The organism is Pseudomonas fluorescens (assembly GCF_001902145.1).
GTDB classification, from domain to species: domain Bacteria; phylum Pseudomonadota; class Gammaproteobacteria; order Pseudomonadales; family Pseudomonadaceae; genus Aquipseudomonas; species Aquipseudomonas fluorescens_BV.
Genome location: NZ_MRST01000024.1, coordinates 219,296 through 234,135, shown reverse-complemented (window position 1 = coordinate 234,135; position 14,840 = coordinate 219,296). Strand labels below are relative to the sequence as shown.

General features: G+C 60.6%; 14 protein-coding genes and 1 tRNA gene. 6 read left to right on the top strand and 9 right to left on the bottom strand.

The genetic code is table 11. From position 1 onward, the window contains the following. Positions 1 to 15: 15 nt before the first annotated feature. The 6 genes from hisF to BUE92_RS15000 form a co-directional block, all read right to left on the bottom strand. The gene (gene hisF, locus BUE92_RS15025) at positions 16 to 786 is read right to left on the bottom strand and encodes an imidazole glycerol phosphate synthase subunit HisF (RefSeq protein WP_003171107.1); all 771 of its coding nucleotides are present in this window, start codon (positions 784 to 786) and stop codon (positions 16 to 18) included. 9 nt (positions 787 to 795) lie between these two features. Continuing rightward, positions 796 to 1,533 (bottom strand): 1-(5-phosphoribosyl)-5-[(5-phosphoribosylamino)methylideneamino]imidazole-4-carboxamide isomerase, encoded by a 738-nt coding sequence (hisA, locus tag BUE92_RS15020; protein WP_016972250.1) that lies wholly within the window; start codon positions 1,531 to 1,533, stop codon positions 796 to 798. Between the two features lie 39 nt (positions 1,534 to 1,572). After that, the gene (locus BUE92_RS15015; RefSeq protein WP_073524626.1) at positions 1,573 to 1,830 is read right to left on the bottom strand and encodes a DUF2164 domain-containing protein; all 258 of its coding nucleotides are present in this window, start codon (positions 1,828 to 1,830) and stop codon (positions 1,573 to 1,575) included. After that, positions 1,831 to 2,469: an imidazole glycerol phosphate synthase subunit HisH gene (hisH, locus tag BUE92_RS15010; protein WP_073524625.1), complete on the bottom strand. Its 639-nt coding sequence runs from the start codon at positions 2,467 to 2,469 to the stop codon at positions 1,831 to 1,833. Continuing rightward, the gene (hisB, locus tag BUE92_RS15005) at positions 2,469 to 3,065 is read right to left on the bottom strand and encodes an imidazoleglycerol-phosphate dehydratase HisB (RefSeq protein WP_003187781.1); all 597 of its coding nucleotides are present in this window, start codon (positions 3,063 to 3,065) and stop codon (positions 2,469 to 2,471) included. The genes hisH and hisB overlap by 1 nt, the downstream gene beginning before the upstream one ends. Before the next feature lie 237 nt (positions 3,066 to 3,302). After that, positions 3,303 to 4,964 (bottom strand): OFA family MFS transporter, encoded by a 1,662-nt coding sequence (locus tag BUE92_RS15000; RefSeq protein ID WP_019819976.1) that lies wholly within the window; start codon positions 4,962 to 4,964, stop codon positions 3,303 to 3,305. A gap of 326 nt (positions 4,965 to 5,290) precedes the next feature. On the opposite strand from BUE92_RS15000, the gene BUE92_RS14995 reads away from it, so the two are divergent. The 5 genes from BUE92_RS14995 (at position 5,291) to BUE92_RS14975 (ending at position 9,862) form a co-directional block, all read left to right on the top strand. Further along, the gene (locus BUE92_RS14995; RefSeq protein ID WP_073524624.1) at positions 5,291 to 7,507 is read left to right on the top strand and encodes an AsmA family protein; all 2,217 of its coding nucleotides are present in this window, start codon (positions 5,291 to 5,293) and stop codon (positions 7,505 to 7,507) included. Next, positions 7,504 to 8,571, top strand: a complete 1,068-nt coding sequence (mutY, locus tag BUE92_RS14990; RefSeq protein ID WP_073524623.1) for an A/G-specific adenine glycosylase — start codon at positions 7,504 to 7,506, stop codon at positions 8,569 to 8,571. Before BUE92_RS14995 ends, mutY begins: the two co-directional genes overlap by 4 nt. Further along, positions 8,568 to 8,840 carry an oxidative damage protection protein gene (locus BUE92_RS14985; protein ID WP_073524622.1) on the top strand — a complete coding sequence of 91 codons (273 nt, stop codon included), beginning with the start codon at positions 8,568 to 8,570 and terminating at the stop codon, positions 8,838 to 8,840. The genes mutY and BUE92_RS14985 overlap by 4 nt, the downstream gene beginning before the upstream one ends. Before the next feature lie 103 nt (positions 8,841 to 8,943). Further along, positions 8,944 to 9,019, top strand: a tRNA-Phe gene (locus BUE92_RS14980). A gap of 171 nt (positions 9,020 to 9,190) precedes the next feature. After that, a complete protein-coding gene (locus BUE92_RS14975) occupies positions 9,191 to 9,862 on the top strand; it encodes a hypothetical protein (RefSeq protein ID WP_073524621.1) in 672 nt (223 codons plus the stop codon). A 36-nt stretch (positions 9,863 to 9,898) separates the two neighbouring features. Here BUE92_RS14975 and BUE92_RS14970 read toward each other — a convergent pair whose 3' ends face one another. Both BUE92_RS14970 and BUE92_RS14965 read right to left on the bottom strand, forming a co-directional pair. Then, on the bottom strand, positions 9,899 to 11,506 hold the full coding sequence (locus tag BUE92_RS14970; protein ID WP_073524619.1) for an ArnT family glycosyltransferase: 1,608 nt from the start codon (positions 11,504 to 11,506) through the stop codon (positions 9,899 to 9,901). 87 nt (positions 11,507 to 11,593) lie between these two features. Continuing rightward, positions 11,594 to 12,559 (bottom strand): arsenic resistance protein, encoded by a 966-nt coding sequence (locus BUE92_RS14965; RefSeq protein ID WP_073524618.1) that lies wholly within the window; start codon positions 12,557 to 12,559, stop codon positions 11,594 to 11,596. Between the two features lie 159 nt (positions 12,560 to 12,718). Here BUE92_RS14965 and BUE92_RS14960 point away from each other — a divergent pair, with 159 nt between their 5' ends. Beyond that, on the top strand, positions 12,719 to 13,132 hold the full coding sequence (locus BUE92_RS14960) for a hypothetical protein (RefSeq protein ID WP_014716505.1): 414 nt from the start codon (positions 12,719 to 12,721) through the stop codon (positions 13,130 to 13,132). 119 nt (positions 13,133 to 13,251) lie between these two features. Here the strand turns inward: BUE92_RS14960 and gabP are convergent, their stop codons facing one another. Beyond that, positions 13,252 to 14,643: a GABA permease gene (gene gabP, locus BUE92_RS14955; protein ID WP_034125525.1), complete on the bottom strand. Its 1,392-nt coding sequence runs from the start codon at positions 14,641 to 14,643 to the stop codon at positions 13,252 to 13,254. Between the last annotated feature and the right edge of the window lie 197 nt (positions 14,644 to 14,840).

Here is a 14,840-nt window from a genome sequence, read left to right as displayed (position 1 = left end):
GGTGTCCAGCAGCGTTTAGCGCACGACGATACCGCGCGCCGCCATGTAGGCCTTGGCCTCGGGCACAGTGTATTCGCCAAAGTGGAAAATACTCGCCGCCAGCACCGCGCTGGCGTGGCCTTCGATGACGCCATCGGCCAAATGCTGCAGATTGCCGACGCCGCCGGAGGCGATCACCGGGATACCCAGTGCATCGCTGATGGCACGCGTCACGCCCAGGTCGAAGCCGTTTTTCATGCCATCCTGGTCCATGCTGGTCAGCAGGATTTCACCGGCGCCCAGGCCTTCCATCTTCATCGCCCACTCCACCGCGTCCAGCCCGGTAGGCTTGCGTCCGCCGTGGGTGAAGATCTCCCAGCGCGGGGTTTCACCCGGGCCGGAAACCTTCTTGGCATCGATAGCCACCACGATGCATTGCGAGCCGAAGTGTTGCGCGGCTTCGCCGACAAACTCGGGGTTGAACACGGCAGCGGTATTGATCGAGACCTTGTCCGCACCGGCGTTGAGCAGGTTGCGGATGTCTTGCACGGTACGCACGCCACCGCCCACGGTCAGCGGGATGAACACCTGGCTAGCCATGCGCTCAACGGTATGCAGCGTGGTATCGCGGCCATCGACGCTGGCGGTGATGTCGAGAAAGGTAATCTCGTCGGCACCTTGCTCATCGTAGCGACGGGCGATTTCCACCGGGTCGCCGGCATCACGGATGTTCTCGAACTTGACGCCCTTGACCACACGACCGTTGTCGACGTCCAGGCAAGGGATGATGCGTTTGGCCAGCGCCATGGTCAGTCCTCAGCCGTTGTAGGCGTCGCAGTAAGCCTGAGCTTCGGCGACGTCCAGAGTGCCTTCATAAATTGCGCGGCCGGTGATGGCGCCGATGATGCCGGGGGCCTTGGCGTCCAGCAGTGACTTGATGTCACCCAGGTTGTGAATGCCGCCGGAAGCGATCACCGGAATCTTCGTGGCCGCTGCCAGGGCGGCGGTGAACGGCACGTTGCAGCCCTGCATCATGCCGTCTTTGGCGATGTCGGTATAAACAATGGCGGACACGCCGTCGGCTTCGAACTGCCTGGCAAGGTCGATCACCTGCACGGTGCTGATTTCAGCCCAGCCGTCGGTGGCAACAAAGCCGTCCTTGGCATCCAGGCCGACGATAACCTTGCCGGGGAACGCGCGGCAGGCTTCGGCGACGAAGGCCGGGTCTTTGACGGCCTTGGTGCCAATGATCACGTAGCTCACGCCCGCTTTCACGTAGTGCTCGATGGTTTCCAGGGAGCGAATGCCGCCGCCGATCTGGATCGGCAGGTTCGGGTAGCGCTTGGCGATGGCGGTGACCACCTCGCCATTGACCGGCTGGCCTTCGAAGGCGCCGTTCAAGTCCACCAGATGCAGGCGACGGCAGCCCCCCTCTACCCATTTGGCAGCCATGCTCACCGGGTCATCGGAGAACACGGTGGAATCTTCCATGCGGCCCTGGCGCAGACGGACACAAGCGCCGTCCTTGAGATCGATAGCGGGAATAATCAGCATCTGGCAAACCTTATTCGATATTCAGCAATGCTTGGGAAATCAGGGTTTCTCAAGCGACCACAAGTCGCTTTCGATGCTTTCGAACCTTTCTTTAAGGAGCGTCTGCGTGTCGAAAATCGCCCTGTTGTAATAATGCGGCGCCACTTCGGTGGTGAACAGCTCAAGAATCTCGGCAACCTCGAACGAGCCCAGCTTGAGCTCGAAGCGGTCCTCCATGAAACGCTTGATCTTGTCGGCAGCCTCACGCTCCTGCTCGGGCGCGAGGTTCAAGATCGGCGGCTTCGGTTTCCTGGCCATTTACCAGCGTCCATCCCACGCGGCGAAGTTCTGCAGCAATTGCAGGCCATGGGTATGGCTCTTCTCCGGGTGAAACTGCACGGCAAAGCGCGAACCATCGGCCAGCGCGGCGGCAAAATCGACGCCGTAATGCCCGCCACCCACTACCTGGCGCGGGCTACCGGCGGCGATGTAGTAGCTGTGCACGAAGTAGAAACGCGCCATGTCCGGAATGTCGTGCCACAGCGGGTGGTCGACGGTGCGGCGCACTTCGTTCCAGCCCATGTGCGGGACTTTGAGGTGCTCGCCGTCTTCATGCAGGTCTTTGCCGAAGAACTTCACCTGGCCCGGAAACAGCCCGATGCAGTCGACACCGCCGTTCTCTTCACTGCTGTCGAGCAAGGCTTGCATGCCCACGCAAATACCGAGGAACGGGCGATCCTGGCTGACTTCGCGCACCAGGCTGTCAAAGCCCAGGCGGCGGATCTCGGCCATGCAATCGCGAATCGCACCCACACCGGGGAACACCACGCGGTCGGCTTCGCGAATCACGTTGGCATCGCTGGTGATCAGCACCTTGCCGGCGCCTACATGCTCAAGGGCCTTGGCCACCGAGTGCAGGTTACCCATGCCGTAATCGATAACCGCGACCGTCTGCATTACAGGACGCCCTTGGTCGACGGCATTTGCCCGCCCATGCGCTCATCGACTTCCACGGCCATGCGCAGTGCGCGGCCGAAAGCCTTGAACACGGTTTCGATCTGGTGGTGAGTGTTGGTGCCGCGCAGGTTGTCGATGTGCAGGCTGACCAGTGCGTGGTTGACAAAGCCCTGGAAGAATTCCTGGAACAAATCCACGTCAAAGCCACGGCCCACGTTCGCGCGGGTGTAAGGCACGTGCATCTGCAAGCCGGGGCGACCGGAGAAGTCGATGACCACGCGGGACAGCGCTTCATCCAGCGGGACATAGGCATGGCCGTAGCGACGGATGCCTTTTTTGTCGCCGATGGCCTTGGCAAACGCCTGGCCAAGGGTGATGCCCACGTCTTCCACCATGTGGTGGTCGTCGATGTGCAGGTCGCCCTTGCCGACGATATCCAGGTCGATCAGCCCGTGACGGGCGATCTGGTCCAGCATGTGCTCAAGAAAAGGTACACCGATATCAAATCGGGCCTTTCCGGTGCCATCCAGGTTGATCGAGGCTTTGATCTGGGTTTCCAGAGTGTCGCGCTCGACAGATGCCTTACGTTCGGCCATCACCAGCTCCGCAAAATCATTGGGCGAAAAAGGCAGCCATTATAGGGGCGCGGGCGCTAAACAGAAACAACGAAGGGGATAAGACTGACGAGTTGGAGCGAGGAATGTCGGGGATAGACATGTGCATACAACTGTGGGAGCGGGCTTGCTCGCGAAGGCGATGTGTCAGTCACTGAAGATGTTGACTGTTACGCCGTCTTCGCGAGCAAGCCCGCTCCCACAGGGGTTATGCGGTGTTTAGTGGAACAGTACCGCCGTCTTCTGCAGGGTCACCCACACACCCCACGCCAACGGAATACCCACCACCAGCCAAGCGGCGATCGCGAGCGGCTTGCTGGCGGCGGAGGCCTTCCACTCCAGCACGGTGGTGGCATCTGCACCTTTGTCATGCCCCAGCGCCTGTTCGGCGGCAAGTTCCGCGTCGGTCATGAAGTACTTGTCGGCCACCGGGCGCACCAGCAGGTTGCAGATAAAGCCCAGCACCAGCAGGCCGGCGAGGATATACAACGTGATGTCGTAGGCCGCGGCGCGTTCAACGCCGATGCTCAACTGATATTCACGCAGGTAGTTCACCAGCACCGGACCCAACACGCCCGCAGCGGCCCAGGCGGTCAACAGGCGACCGTGGATCGCGCCTACCATCTGGGTGCCGAACAAGTCGGCCAGGTAGGCCGGAACCGTGGCAAAACCACCGCCGTACATTGACAGGATGATGCAGAACGCAGCCACGAACAGCGCCACGTTACCCAGGTGCCCCAGGTTCGGGATCAGCGCGTACAGGGCAAAGCCCAGGGCAAAGAACACGAAGTAGGTGTTTTTACGCCCCAGGTAGTCGGAGAACGACGCCCAGAAGAACCGGCCACCGATATTGAACAGGCTCAACAGGCCGGTAAAACCAGCGGCAATGGCTGCAATGGAGGCCAACTGGCCCGCATCCAATTGACCAAATGGCACATCGACACCCAGGAGCTTGCCGCCAAACACTTCCTGCAGCAGTGGCGAAGCCATGCCCAGAATGCCGATACCGGCCGATACGTTCAGGCACAGCACCAGCCATACCAGGCGGAACTGCGGGGTTTTCCACGCGACATTCACATGCACATGACGATGAGTGATCATCGCATTGCTGGCTTTTTTCGCCGGAGCGGTCCAGCCCTCAGGCTTCCAGCCGGTTGGCGGCACGCGATACAGCAGGGCGCCACCGATCATGAACACGAAGTAAATCGCCGCCATGACCACAAAGCTCTGCCATACGCCGACGCTGGTCGGTGAAGAGAAATGGCCCATCAGCGCCGCGGCCAAAGGTGCACCCACCATCGCGCCGCCGCCAAAACCCATGATCGCCATGCCGGTGGCCATGCCGCGCTTGTCCGGGAACCACTTGATCAAGGTCGAGACGGGCGAGATATAGCCCAGGCCCAGGCCAATACCGCCAATGACCCCGGAGCCGATCCACATCAGCCAGATCTGGTGGGTATAGATACCCAAGGCCGAGATCAGCAGGCCACCACACCAGCACAGCGCCGAGACAACCCCGGCCTTACGCGGCCCGGCGTGCTCCAGCCAACCGCCCCAGATTGCTGCGGAGCAGCCCAGGAAGATGAAGAACAGGGTGTAGATCCAGCCCAACATGGAGATGGGCCAGTCGCATTGGGACGAAAAGACTTGGGCGATAAAGCTCATGTCCGGCGCGCAGGCCACCGGCGCGGTGATACCCAGCGCCTTGGACAAGGGCAGCCAGAACACCGAGAAACCGTAGGCCATGCCGATGCACAAGTGGATGGCCAGTGCGGCCGGTGGAACCAGCCAGCGGTTGAAACCCGGCTTGGCGATGATGCGCTCCTTGGACAGGAACGCAGGCTGTGCGGCGGCATTGCCGGCCACAGTGCTAGTGCTCATTGGTGTTTCCCCCAGTTATTGGTATGCGTCCGTCAGGCGCTCTCTCCCTCGGCCTTGCACGCAAAGCGTGGCCGTTTTGTTGAGTGAAGCTCCCTTTTAGGCGCGACGTTAAGTCGCAGAAGGCGGACGAACGTGCAGAGATTAGCACCAGTGGATGACAGAAAAATCAAACTGCCACTACCTTTTTTGGATTATCTGTATTTTTCTGACGTCAAAATCCCATTTCCGCGCCGTTGGATACAATGTAACGATCCGTGAACTGACGCCGGCCTTCGGGCGTTATACTCTGCGGCTAAATTTTGAAATCGACATACAAGGACTCGCCCATGAAAGCGTTCGGCAAAATCCTGGGTCTGGTACTTCTCGGGCTGTTGCTGATCATTGTGGCGCTCGGCTTTGCCCTGACCCACCTTTTCGATCCCAACGACTACAAAGAAGAAATTCGCCAGATAGCCCGCGACAAGGCCCACATCGAGCTGACGCTCAATGGCGATATCGGCTGGAGCCTGTTCCCCTGGCTGGGCCTGGAGCTTCATGAAGCCAGCGTCGCAACCCTGACCGCACCGACTCAACCGTTTGCCGACTTGCAGATGCTCGGCCTGTCGGTGCGCGTGCTGCCGCTGCTGCGCCGCGAAGTGCAGATGAGCGATGTACGTGTCGAGGGCCTGAACCTGCGCCTGAACCGCGACAAACAAGGTCACGGCAACTGGGAAGACATCGGCAAGAACCTGCCCGACGAAACCACAGGCGCCCCCGCTCCCGCGCCGGTCGAACCGGTGGCTGAAACCAAGCCGGAAAAACCGCCGCAGCCGATCCGCCTGGACATCGACAGCCTGACCATCAACAACGCCCGCGTCGAATACACCGATGAACAGACCGGCAAGCAATTGAGTGCCGAAAGTATCCAGCTGAGTGCCGGTGCCATTCACGAAGGCGCCAGCATCCCGCTGAAACTCACGGCGTTCCTGGGTAGCAACCAGCCGCTGATGCGGGTCAAGACCGAGCTGAACGGCAACTTGCGCATCCAGCGCGCGCTCAAGCGTTATCAGTTCGAAGACATGCGCCTTAGTGGCGAGGCCACCGGTGAGCCGTTGCAAGGCAAAACCGTGAGCTTTTCTACCCAGGGCCAACTGTTGGTGGACCTGGCGGCCAACGTCGCCGAATGGACCAACCTGAAACTGGCGGCCAACCAACTGCGCGCCCTGGGCGAACTGAAGGCCAATGACCTGGACAAGACCCCGCAGATCAGCGGCGCCCTATCGGTTGCCCAGTTTGACCTGGCCAAGTTTCTTGAGAGCGTCGGCCACCCACTGCCTGCCATGGCCCCAGGCAGCCTGAGCAAGGTCGAGCTGGTGAGCCGCCTCAAGGGCACGCCCACCAGCGTCGCCCTGGAAGACCTGAACCTGAAGCTCGATGGCAGCACCTTCACCGGCCGCGTCGCCGTGGATGACTTCGCCAAGCAATCCCTGCGTGTGCAGCTCAAAGGCGATACCTTCAATGCCGACAATTACCTGCCGGCCAAATCCGAAGCTGCCAAAGGCGCAACTGCCGCACGCCAGGCCGAAGTACAGAGCAGCGAAGCCGGCGCCATGGCGGCAGGCGGCAACACGCCATTGCCGGAGGCGCCGACCAAAGGTGCCTGGAGCAACGACAAACTGCTGCCGCTGACGCGCCTGCGCAGCCTGGACGTGAATGCAGACCTGGCCTTTGGAGAGCTGACCCTGAGCCAGTTGCCCATTCAGAACGCGGTGCTCAAAGCCTCTGGCATTGACGGGCAACTCAAGCTCGACACCCTTAGCGGCGGTCTCTACAACGGCACGTTCCAGGCCAACGGCACACTCGACGTACGCCAGGACACGCCAGTGTTGGCCCTGCAAAGCCACATCAAGCAGGTGCCTGTTGAACGCATCCTGCAGGCCCAAGGGAAAAACCCGCCGGTCAAAGGCCAGCTCACCCTCGACAGTAACCTCAGCGGCAGTGGCAATAGCCAGAAGGCCCTGATCGACAGCCTCAACGGCACCACCAGCATCGTGATCAACAACGGTGTGCTGCTCAATGCCAACATCGAGCAGCAACTGTGTACCGGCATCGCCCTGCTCAACCGCAAGACCCTGAGCACCACACCAGGCGGCAAGGACACGCCCTTCCAGGAACTGCGCGGCAACCTCACGTTCCGTAACGGCGTGGCCAGCAACCCCGACCTGAAAGTGCGCATCCCTGGCCTGACGCTCAACGGCAACGGTGATGTGGATTTACGTGTGCTGGGCATGGACTACCGCGTCGGCATCATCGTCGAAGGCGACAAGCGCGAGGTGCCGGACCCGGCCTGCCAGGTCGGCGCCAACTTCCAGGGCATTGAAGTGCCGCTGCGCTGCCGTGGCCCGCTTGAGCTGGGCGCCAAGGCCTGCCGCCTGGACAAGGACGGCCTGGGCCAGGTCGCCCTCAAGGCGGCCGGTAATCGCCTCAACGAGAAGCTGGAAGAGAAGCTCGACAAGGTTAACCCCAAGCTCAAAGACGCATTGAAAGGCCTGTTCAACCGATGAGAAACGAGCAGTTTTCACAAGCGGTGCTGGACTGGTACGACCGCCATGGCCGCCACGACCTGCCTTGGCAACAGGGCATTACCCCTTACCGGGTGTGGGTGTCGGAGATCATGCTGCAACAGACCCAGGTCAGCACCGTGCTCAACTACTTCGACCGGTTCATGGCCTCCCTGCCGACCGTCGAAGCCCTGGCCACCGCGCCGGAAGATGAGGTGCTGCACCTGTGGACGGGCCTGGGCTACTACACCCGGGCGCGCAACCTGCAGAAGACCGCGAAGATAGTGGTGGCCGAATACGGCGGCGAATTCCCCCGCGACGTGGAAAAGCTCACCGAACTGCCGGGCATCGGCCTGTCCACCGCTGGCGCGATTGCCAGCCTGAGCATGGGCGTGCGCGCACCGATCCTCGACGGCAACGTCAAACGCGTGCTGGCGCGCTTTACCGCGCAAGAGGGCTACCCTGGCGAACCCAAGGTGGCCAAGCAGTTGTGGGCCACCGCAGAGCGCTTCACGCCCTTCGAGCGCGTCAACGCCTACACCCAGGCCATGATGGACATGGGCGCCACCCTGTGCACCCGCAGCAAACCCAGTTGCCTGCTGTGCCCGCTGGAAAAAGGCTGCGAAGCCCACATGCTGGGCCTGGAGACGCGCTACCCGATCCCCAAGCCGCGCAAGACCATCCCACAAAAGCGCACGCTGATGCCGATGCTGGCCAACGCCGAGGGCGCCATCCTGCTTTACCGTCGCCCGTCTACGGGCTTGTGGGGCGGCTTGTGGAGCTTGCCGGAGCTGGACGACCTGCAAGACCTGGATCACCTCGCCAACCAGCACGCGCTGGCGCTGGGCAAGCATCAGGAACTGCCTGGGTTGGTCCACACCTTCAGCCACTTCCAGCTGGCCATCGAACCCTGGCTGGTCCAGGTCGAGGAAACCGCCCATCACGTGGCCGAGGCCGACTGGCTCTGGTATAACCTCGCCACCCCGCCGCGCCTGGGCCTTGCCGCCCCGGTGAAAAAACTGCTGAAGCGCGCGGCCGACGTATTGAACGCAGGAGTTTCGTCATGACCCGCACCATCATGTGCCGCAAGTACAAAGAAGAACTGCCAGCCCTCGAACGTGCCCCTTTTCCGGGTGCCAAAGGCCAGGACATCTACGATAACGTCTCCGCCCAGGCCTGGGCCGACTGGCAAAAACACCAGACCCTGCTGATTAACGAAAAACGCCTGAACATGATGAACGCCGAAGACCGCAAATACCTGCAGGGCGAAATGGACAAGTTCTTTTCCGGCGAAGATTACGCCAAGGCCGAAGGCTACGTTCCACCTGCTCAATAATTGATCAAAAATCGGGGTTGGCACGTAAGCGACGGTAATAATTAAATATTTTTTGAAAACTTGCTTGACGCCCCCCTGAAAAACCCGTTTAATGCGCCCCGTTGCCCAGATAGCTCAGTCGGTAGAGCAGGGGATTGAAAATCCCCGTGTCGGCGGTTCGATTCCGTCTCTGGGCACCAAAATACCGAAAAACCCCAAGGAACAATGTGTTCCTTGGGGTTTTTTATTGCCTGCGATTTAATGCGACTCACGCATTACGGACACGATGTCGCAGCAGGACGATTGAGGGTTATTTTTGGCTGGACTCAATCGTTCAGCCTTTACCCAAATCTCAGTTGTAAGGTTTTTTCATGACCCGCTTCTTGCTTTGCACCCTATTAATACTGACCGCCCTGCTCAGTGGGTGTGCCACGCAGCTGGACGTAGCGATCAACGCAACGCCTGATCCCGACTATCACTTTGACCGCCAGGCAACCGTGCTGGTGACCTCCACTGGCGGCAGTGATGAAAACTCGCTCAATGCCCGCTACTACCTGCGCGACATGGTTCGCGCCATGCAGGACCAGGGCTTTCGCAATGTCTTCACCGACACCACCCTGCCCAAGAACCACGCGCCGATCAAAATGACCGTCACCCTGGATGTCGACAGCAAGCAGGTGACTTATCGCTACACCGCCACCGAATACGGGCAAGTGGCAAACAGCACCACCACCCAATGCAAGAAGAACAAGAAAAAGACCGACCAACTGACCTGTACCAGTACCCCAAACACTTCCTACGGCCCGGTAGGGACCTCGGAGCGCACCGGCTACACCACGCTCACCACCTTCCGGGTCACCGCTCGCGATGAAGTGAGCAGGCGTGCGGTCTACCTGCTACGGGCGTCGTCCTATAACGACGATTGCCAAGCCGCCAAGGTAGAAGCCTTTCTGGTACAGCAGGGTTTGCAGAATCTGAATTTTCAGGACCGCGTGCAGCGCAACTACACGGTCACGATGCCTGAAGGCTTCCGTTGCAAGTAATCAGCTGCTCGGCAGCCCCTTGGCTCAAGGGCCTCCTTACCTGAGCAAAAACACCATCAACGGATTGTCATTCAAGCGCCCCTGATAGCTCGGTGCCAGGTGCTCCACCGGCGAACCCTTCAACAACGCGGTCTCCTTGCGCGACACAATCACCCAGGAGGGCCGGGGCAGCGCCGCCAACTTCTCAAGTTCGTGACGCCCGACAAATAGCGGCTGTTCATCGTGATCCAGGTTCATCATGTAGCGCACCGCCCAGGTATCCCGGGCCAGGTCGACAAACACCAAGGGGCCTGGCTGCGCCTCCCGCAACGCCTCCACTTGGCTGACAAACCGCCGGGTGTCGAATTGCAGGTCCTTGGCCGGCTCTATCACCGTCACCAGCAACAGCCATTGCGCCGCCAGGGCGATCAGACTGAGCCACACCAACCGCCATGCTCGCTGCCAGGCAATCAACGCTGCGGCTTGCAGCACCACCAGCACGCCGATCATCAACGGCAAGGAAATCTCCGGCCAGTAGCCCTGTTTGTGCCAGGCGTGTCGACACACAAACAACACAACCACGCACAACGCCGGCAGCGCCGCGACGAGCCATTCATAGCAACGGCGCACGCCCACCAGCCAGCCTTGCGCATGAAGCAGCCCATAGGCAGCGACAGCCGCAAACATCGGCACCATCGGCAGAATGTAATAAGCGCGCTTGAAATGCGGTACCGACAGGCCGAGCAGAATCATCAAGCCGCAGCCCCCCAAGCGCACCAGCAATTGCAGGTGCTCATTGGCCCAACGCTCGGGCCAGCGATGGCGCAGCATCACCAGGGTCGCCAACGCCAGCGGTACCACCGGGAAGTAGCGGTACAAGCTCAGCTGGAAGTAAAAGTAAAACGGCTCACCCGACTCATCCAGACGCCCACCGACTTGCATCTTGAAGACTTCATCGGCAAAGGCATCGCCACCACTGAACCGCGCAAGCTTCATCAGCAGCCACCAGCACGCTGCGAGCAGCACCAGGCCGACAACGCCGTGGATCAGCACCTGCCGGACACGCTCCCCCGGCTTGCCCAACGCCCAATACACACACACCACCCCGCAGACTTCAATCAACCCCAGCGGCCCACGTATGGCGAAACCCAGGATGAACAGCGGGAACACCGCCAGTTGCCTCAGCCGTGACCCGAGGCGTTCGCCGGTGTGCAACAGGTAGAAACTGCTTACGCATAACAACGCGACCATCTGGTCCAGACAAACCGAGCGCGACTTTTCGAGCAGCTGGGCGGTGAGTAGCGTGAGCAGCACCGTCAGCAGCGACCAGGCACGGCTGTAGGGTGCCAGCAGGCGATACATCAGCGCGATCACCCCCGCCGACGCGAGCGCCGTGGGCAGCACATTCGCCAAGTGGTTCGGCGCGTCGAACAAGCGGGCGAATAGATAACTGAAGAAGGTCGCGGTGCCTGGGTAGTCCGCATAGGGCTGGCCGTAGGTGGTGGGGAAAAGACTCGCGCCGTGGTGATACATTTCCTGCATGAACAGCGCCCAACGCCCGTCAAAACCCTGGGGCTGCTGATCCCAGATGCCTCCTGTGAACAACAAGAGAGCAACCAGGAAAATACCCAGTGACTCCAGGCGAAAACGGTTGCGGTAATCCATCGGGTGACCTGTCAGGTGGGAAGCGCTGGCGTATGGTGCCGAACGCGCCCCTGAATGGCGCCTGAACAGACCTGCACATTCACGTGGTTACCGACTGGTGGGCCACACCACTGCCGGGATCAGGCGAACGTAGAGCAATTCGGCAACCAACTCGATCAGGGTCTGCAGGATCACCACCGTTGCGGCCAAACCGCGCACATCCTCCGGCAGGGCCAGCGCCAGTGGCAAAACCACCAGCGAATTACGCGTCGACGCACTGAACGTCACCGCCCGCGCCGTCACCGCTGGCAGTGCGAACAGCCGCGCAGCCCCAATGCCCATCAACGGCGCCAACAGTACAAACGCCACGTAGATTGGAATGACCGGCAACAACAAGTTGATATCTCGCACCACCGCAGTGATGTGCGAAGCGAGCACGACAAACAACACCAGCGCCATCGCCGGCACCGGCAACCACGCCCAGGCACTGTTCCAATGACTGATGGTGCTCGACCGCCGCGCAAGAGCGCTGGTGAGGACCGCCAGAAGCATCGGCACCACAATCAACCCCACGAACGCCTCGACAAAGGGCCCCGCCACTACCACCACGCTGGATTGCTCGCCCAACATCAGCCCCAGGTATACCGGCAACAGCAACAGTTGCAGCAACAGCAGCAGCGGGGTTGCCGCCAGCATCGACCGCGAATCGCCCTTGCCGATATGGGTAAACACCACCACGTAGTCGATACAGGGCGTCAGCAACACCAGCAGAGCGCCCACCAGCAACGCCGGGCGCTCCACCAGGCCGCGGGTCAACCCCCACACCAGCAAAGGCACCAGGATGAAATTGGCCAGCAGCAAGGCCGCCATGAAGCGCTTGTTGCCCAAGCCTTGGCGCAGCTCAAGAAAGGGGATCTGCAAAAACATCGCATACATCAGCACGGCGATGGCAGGTGTCACCCAAAGGCTGAGGCCCTGAGCTGACAAGGGCCAGAGCAGACCGAACGTGACCGCCACAAAGACAGCAACGAAGTAGATCGGGACCTGATGGTGTTCCAGGGTGTCACGGGTCATGGGCGGGCTCTGGTGGATCATTAGACTGTCAGCCTAAGTACCCGCGCAGATAAGGTCGAGCACTACAGCAATCATTGCCGCCCGAGAAACCCTTGGGATTTACCCCAACCTGCGCTTCAATACACCCTCTAGACCCCAGACCCCAAGGACGTCGAGCCCATGGCCTCGCCAAACAAGCAGCAAAAACGCGCCCACCGGGCAAAAGCCAAGGCCAAGCAAAACCGCACCCAGCGCGCCGTGGCACACAAGCCGGATGCCTTCGCGGGCGACGACAGCCGCATCGACCTTGAGTCGGTGGATTTGACTGAACTGTTCGTCGAAATGCGTACCGCCGGCGAGATCAGCCAGCAGGCGCTGTGTGCGGTGTTCCTGGCGCACCCGTTGCTGGCGTTGGTGCTGGAGCAGGAAGGCGAAGAGGAAGCGACCGACTTTATCCTGGCGGCGCTGATCGAGTATCGGCAGTGGGCGACGGACAGCGATGACGAAGCCGCGGCGTTAGCGTGGATTGAGTCGCCGCAGTTCCAGGCCGATTACGTGGCGGCGTCCCAGGCGCTGGCCAACGCCCCCGACTGACACAAAACAAAAATGTGGGAGCGGGCTTGCTCGCGAATGCGGTAGACCAGTCAATAATTGAGTGACTGTCAGAATGCATTCGCGAGCAAGCCCGCTCCCACAGTTTGAATAGCGGCGTATCAGTTAAGCGCCGCAGCCCCCACTCTTTGGGCCTTGCGACGGCTCGCCACCACCAACCCCGCCAACACCACCAGCAAGCTCAACACACCCGTCGCGATGATCTCGACCCGGTGCGCTTCCTGGAACAGCATGATGGTCAACGTACCGACGATAAACACCATCACCGCGTACGTCAGGCCTGGGAACAGCCACATCTTGAAGACGATCTTCTCGCCCGCCGCCGCACGCTTCTGGCGCATGCGCAGTTGCGACACGGCAATCACCAGGTACACCAGCAACGCGATGGCGCCGGAGCTGGCCAGCAGGAATTCGAACACCGCCGCCGGAGCGACATAGTTGGCGAATACCGCCAGGAATGCAGCGCCGGTAGACAGCAACACTGCCCAGTAAGGCGTGCCGCTCTTGTTGGTACGCTTGGCCACGGCCGGTGCGTCACCGCGACGGCCCAGGGAGAACAGCATGCGCGAGGCGGTGTACAGCGCTGAGTTGAGGCAGCTGGTCACGGCAACCAGCACCACCAGGTCGACAATCAGCTTGGCGTTCGGGATACCCATGCGCTCCAGCACGGTCTGGTAGGAACCTACGGCAGCCAGGGTCGGATCGTTCCAAGGCACCAGGGACACGACGATGAAGATCGACAACAGGTAGAACAAACCAATCCGCCAGATCACCGAGTTGGTGGCCTTGGTGATTTGCTGGCCCGGGTTCTTCGATTCGGCTGCAGCGATGGTGACAATCTCGGTGCCCATGAACGAGAACATGGTGGTCAGGATCGCCGCCAATACGGCGCCCATGCCGTTGGGCATGAACCCTTGGGTATCGAACAGGTGCGAAACACCGCTGACCTGGCTGGTGGGCAAGAAGCCGAAGATCGCGGCCAGGCCGAGGATCACAAAGCCCACGATCGCCACGACCTTGATCAGCGCAAACCAGAACTCGAACTCGCCGTAGTTCTTCACGCTGAACAAGTTGGTTGCGGTGAGCAGCAAGGTAATGACCAGGGTGAACACCCAGATCGCCACGTCGGGGAACCAGGCGTGCAGGATGGTCGCCGCCGCGTTGGCTTCCAGTGGAATCACCAGCACCCAGAACCACCAGTAGAGCCAGCCAATGGTGAAACCGGCCCAGTGGCCGATTGCCCGGTCGGCATAGGTAGAAAACGAACCGGTATCCGGTGACGCAACGGCCATCTCGGCCAGCATGCGCATCACCAAGACCACCAGCGTACCGGCGGCTGCATAGGCCAACAGTACAGCCGGGCCGGCAGCAGCGATCGCATGGCCGGAGCCGACAAACAAACCGGCGCCGATGACACCGGCAATCGACAGCATCGTGACGTGACGCGGTTTGAGCCCCTGTTCGAGGTCATTGGAGCTTTGCGTACTACTCATTGACACACCTTTGCGTGGAATTGCGAAAACGGTTCGCCCGGCTTGCAGCCTTTCTCGTGAAAAGAATCCAACAGGGCGTTCTTTATTTTTTACGCAAGATTTGCGCCAAAATATTTCAGAGCCACAGTTGACGGGGCCTGTAGGACAATTCGCCACCCATCGCAAGTCATTGAGAACAATGGCATTCCGCTATAGCG

Bases quoted from the DNA above. Each gene is read 5' to 3' on its own strand.
- mutY (WP_073524623.1), top strand. From the start codon at position 7,504: ATGAGAAACGAGCAGTTTTCACAAGCGGTGCTGGACTGGTACGACCGC.
- BUE92_RS14995 (WP_073524624.1), top strand. From the start codon at position 5,291: ATGAAAGCGTTCGGCAAAATCCTGGGTCTGGTACTTCTCGGGCTGTTG.
- hisA (WP_016972250.1), bottom strand. From the start codon at position 1,533: ATGCTGATTATTCCCGCTATCGATCTCAAGGACGGCGCTTGTGTCCGT.
- gabP (WP_034125525.1), bottom strand. From the start codon at position 14,643: ATGAGTAGTACGCAAAGCTCCAATGACCTCGAACAGGGGCTCAAACCG.
- BUE92_RS14975 (WP_073524621.1), top strand. From the start codon at position 9,191: ATGACCCGCTTCTTGCTTTGCACCCTATTAATACTGACCGCCCTGCTC.
- BUE92_RS14985 (WP_073524622.1), top strand. From the start codon at position 8,568: ATGACCCGCACCATCATGTGCCGCAAGTACAAAGAAGAACTGCCAGCC.
- BUE92_RS15015 (WP_073524626.1), bottom strand. From the start codon at position 1,830: ATGGCCAGGAAACCGAAGCCGCCGATCTTGAACCTCGCGCCCGAGCAG.
- hisB (WP_003187781.1), bottom strand. From the start codon at position 3,065: ATGGCCGAACGTAAGGCATCTGTCGAGCGCGACACTCTGGAAACCCAG.
- BUE92_RS15000 (WP_019819976.1), bottom strand. From the start codon at position 4,964: ATGAGCACTAGCACTGTGGCCGGCAATGCCGCCGCACAGCCTGCGTTC.
- BUE92_RS14965 (WP_073524618.1), bottom strand. From the start codon at position 12,559: ATGACCCGTGACACCCTGGAACACCATCAGGTCCCGATCTACTTCGTT.
- BUE92_RS14970 (WP_073524619.1), bottom strand. From the start codon at position 11,506: ATGGATTACCGCAACCGTTTTCGCCTGGAGTCACTGGGTATTTTCCTG.
- hisH (WP_073524625.1), bottom strand. From the start codon at position 2,469: ATGCAGACGGTCGCGGTTATCGATTACGGCATGGGTAACCTGCACTCG.
- BUE92_RS14960 (WP_014716505.1), top strand. From the start codon at position 12,719: ATGGCCTCGCCAAACAAGCAGCAAAAACGCGCCCACCGGGCAAAAGCC.
- hisF (WP_003171107.1), bottom strand. From the start codon at position 786: ATGGCGCTGGCCAAACGCATCATCCCTTGCCTGGACGTCGACAACGGT.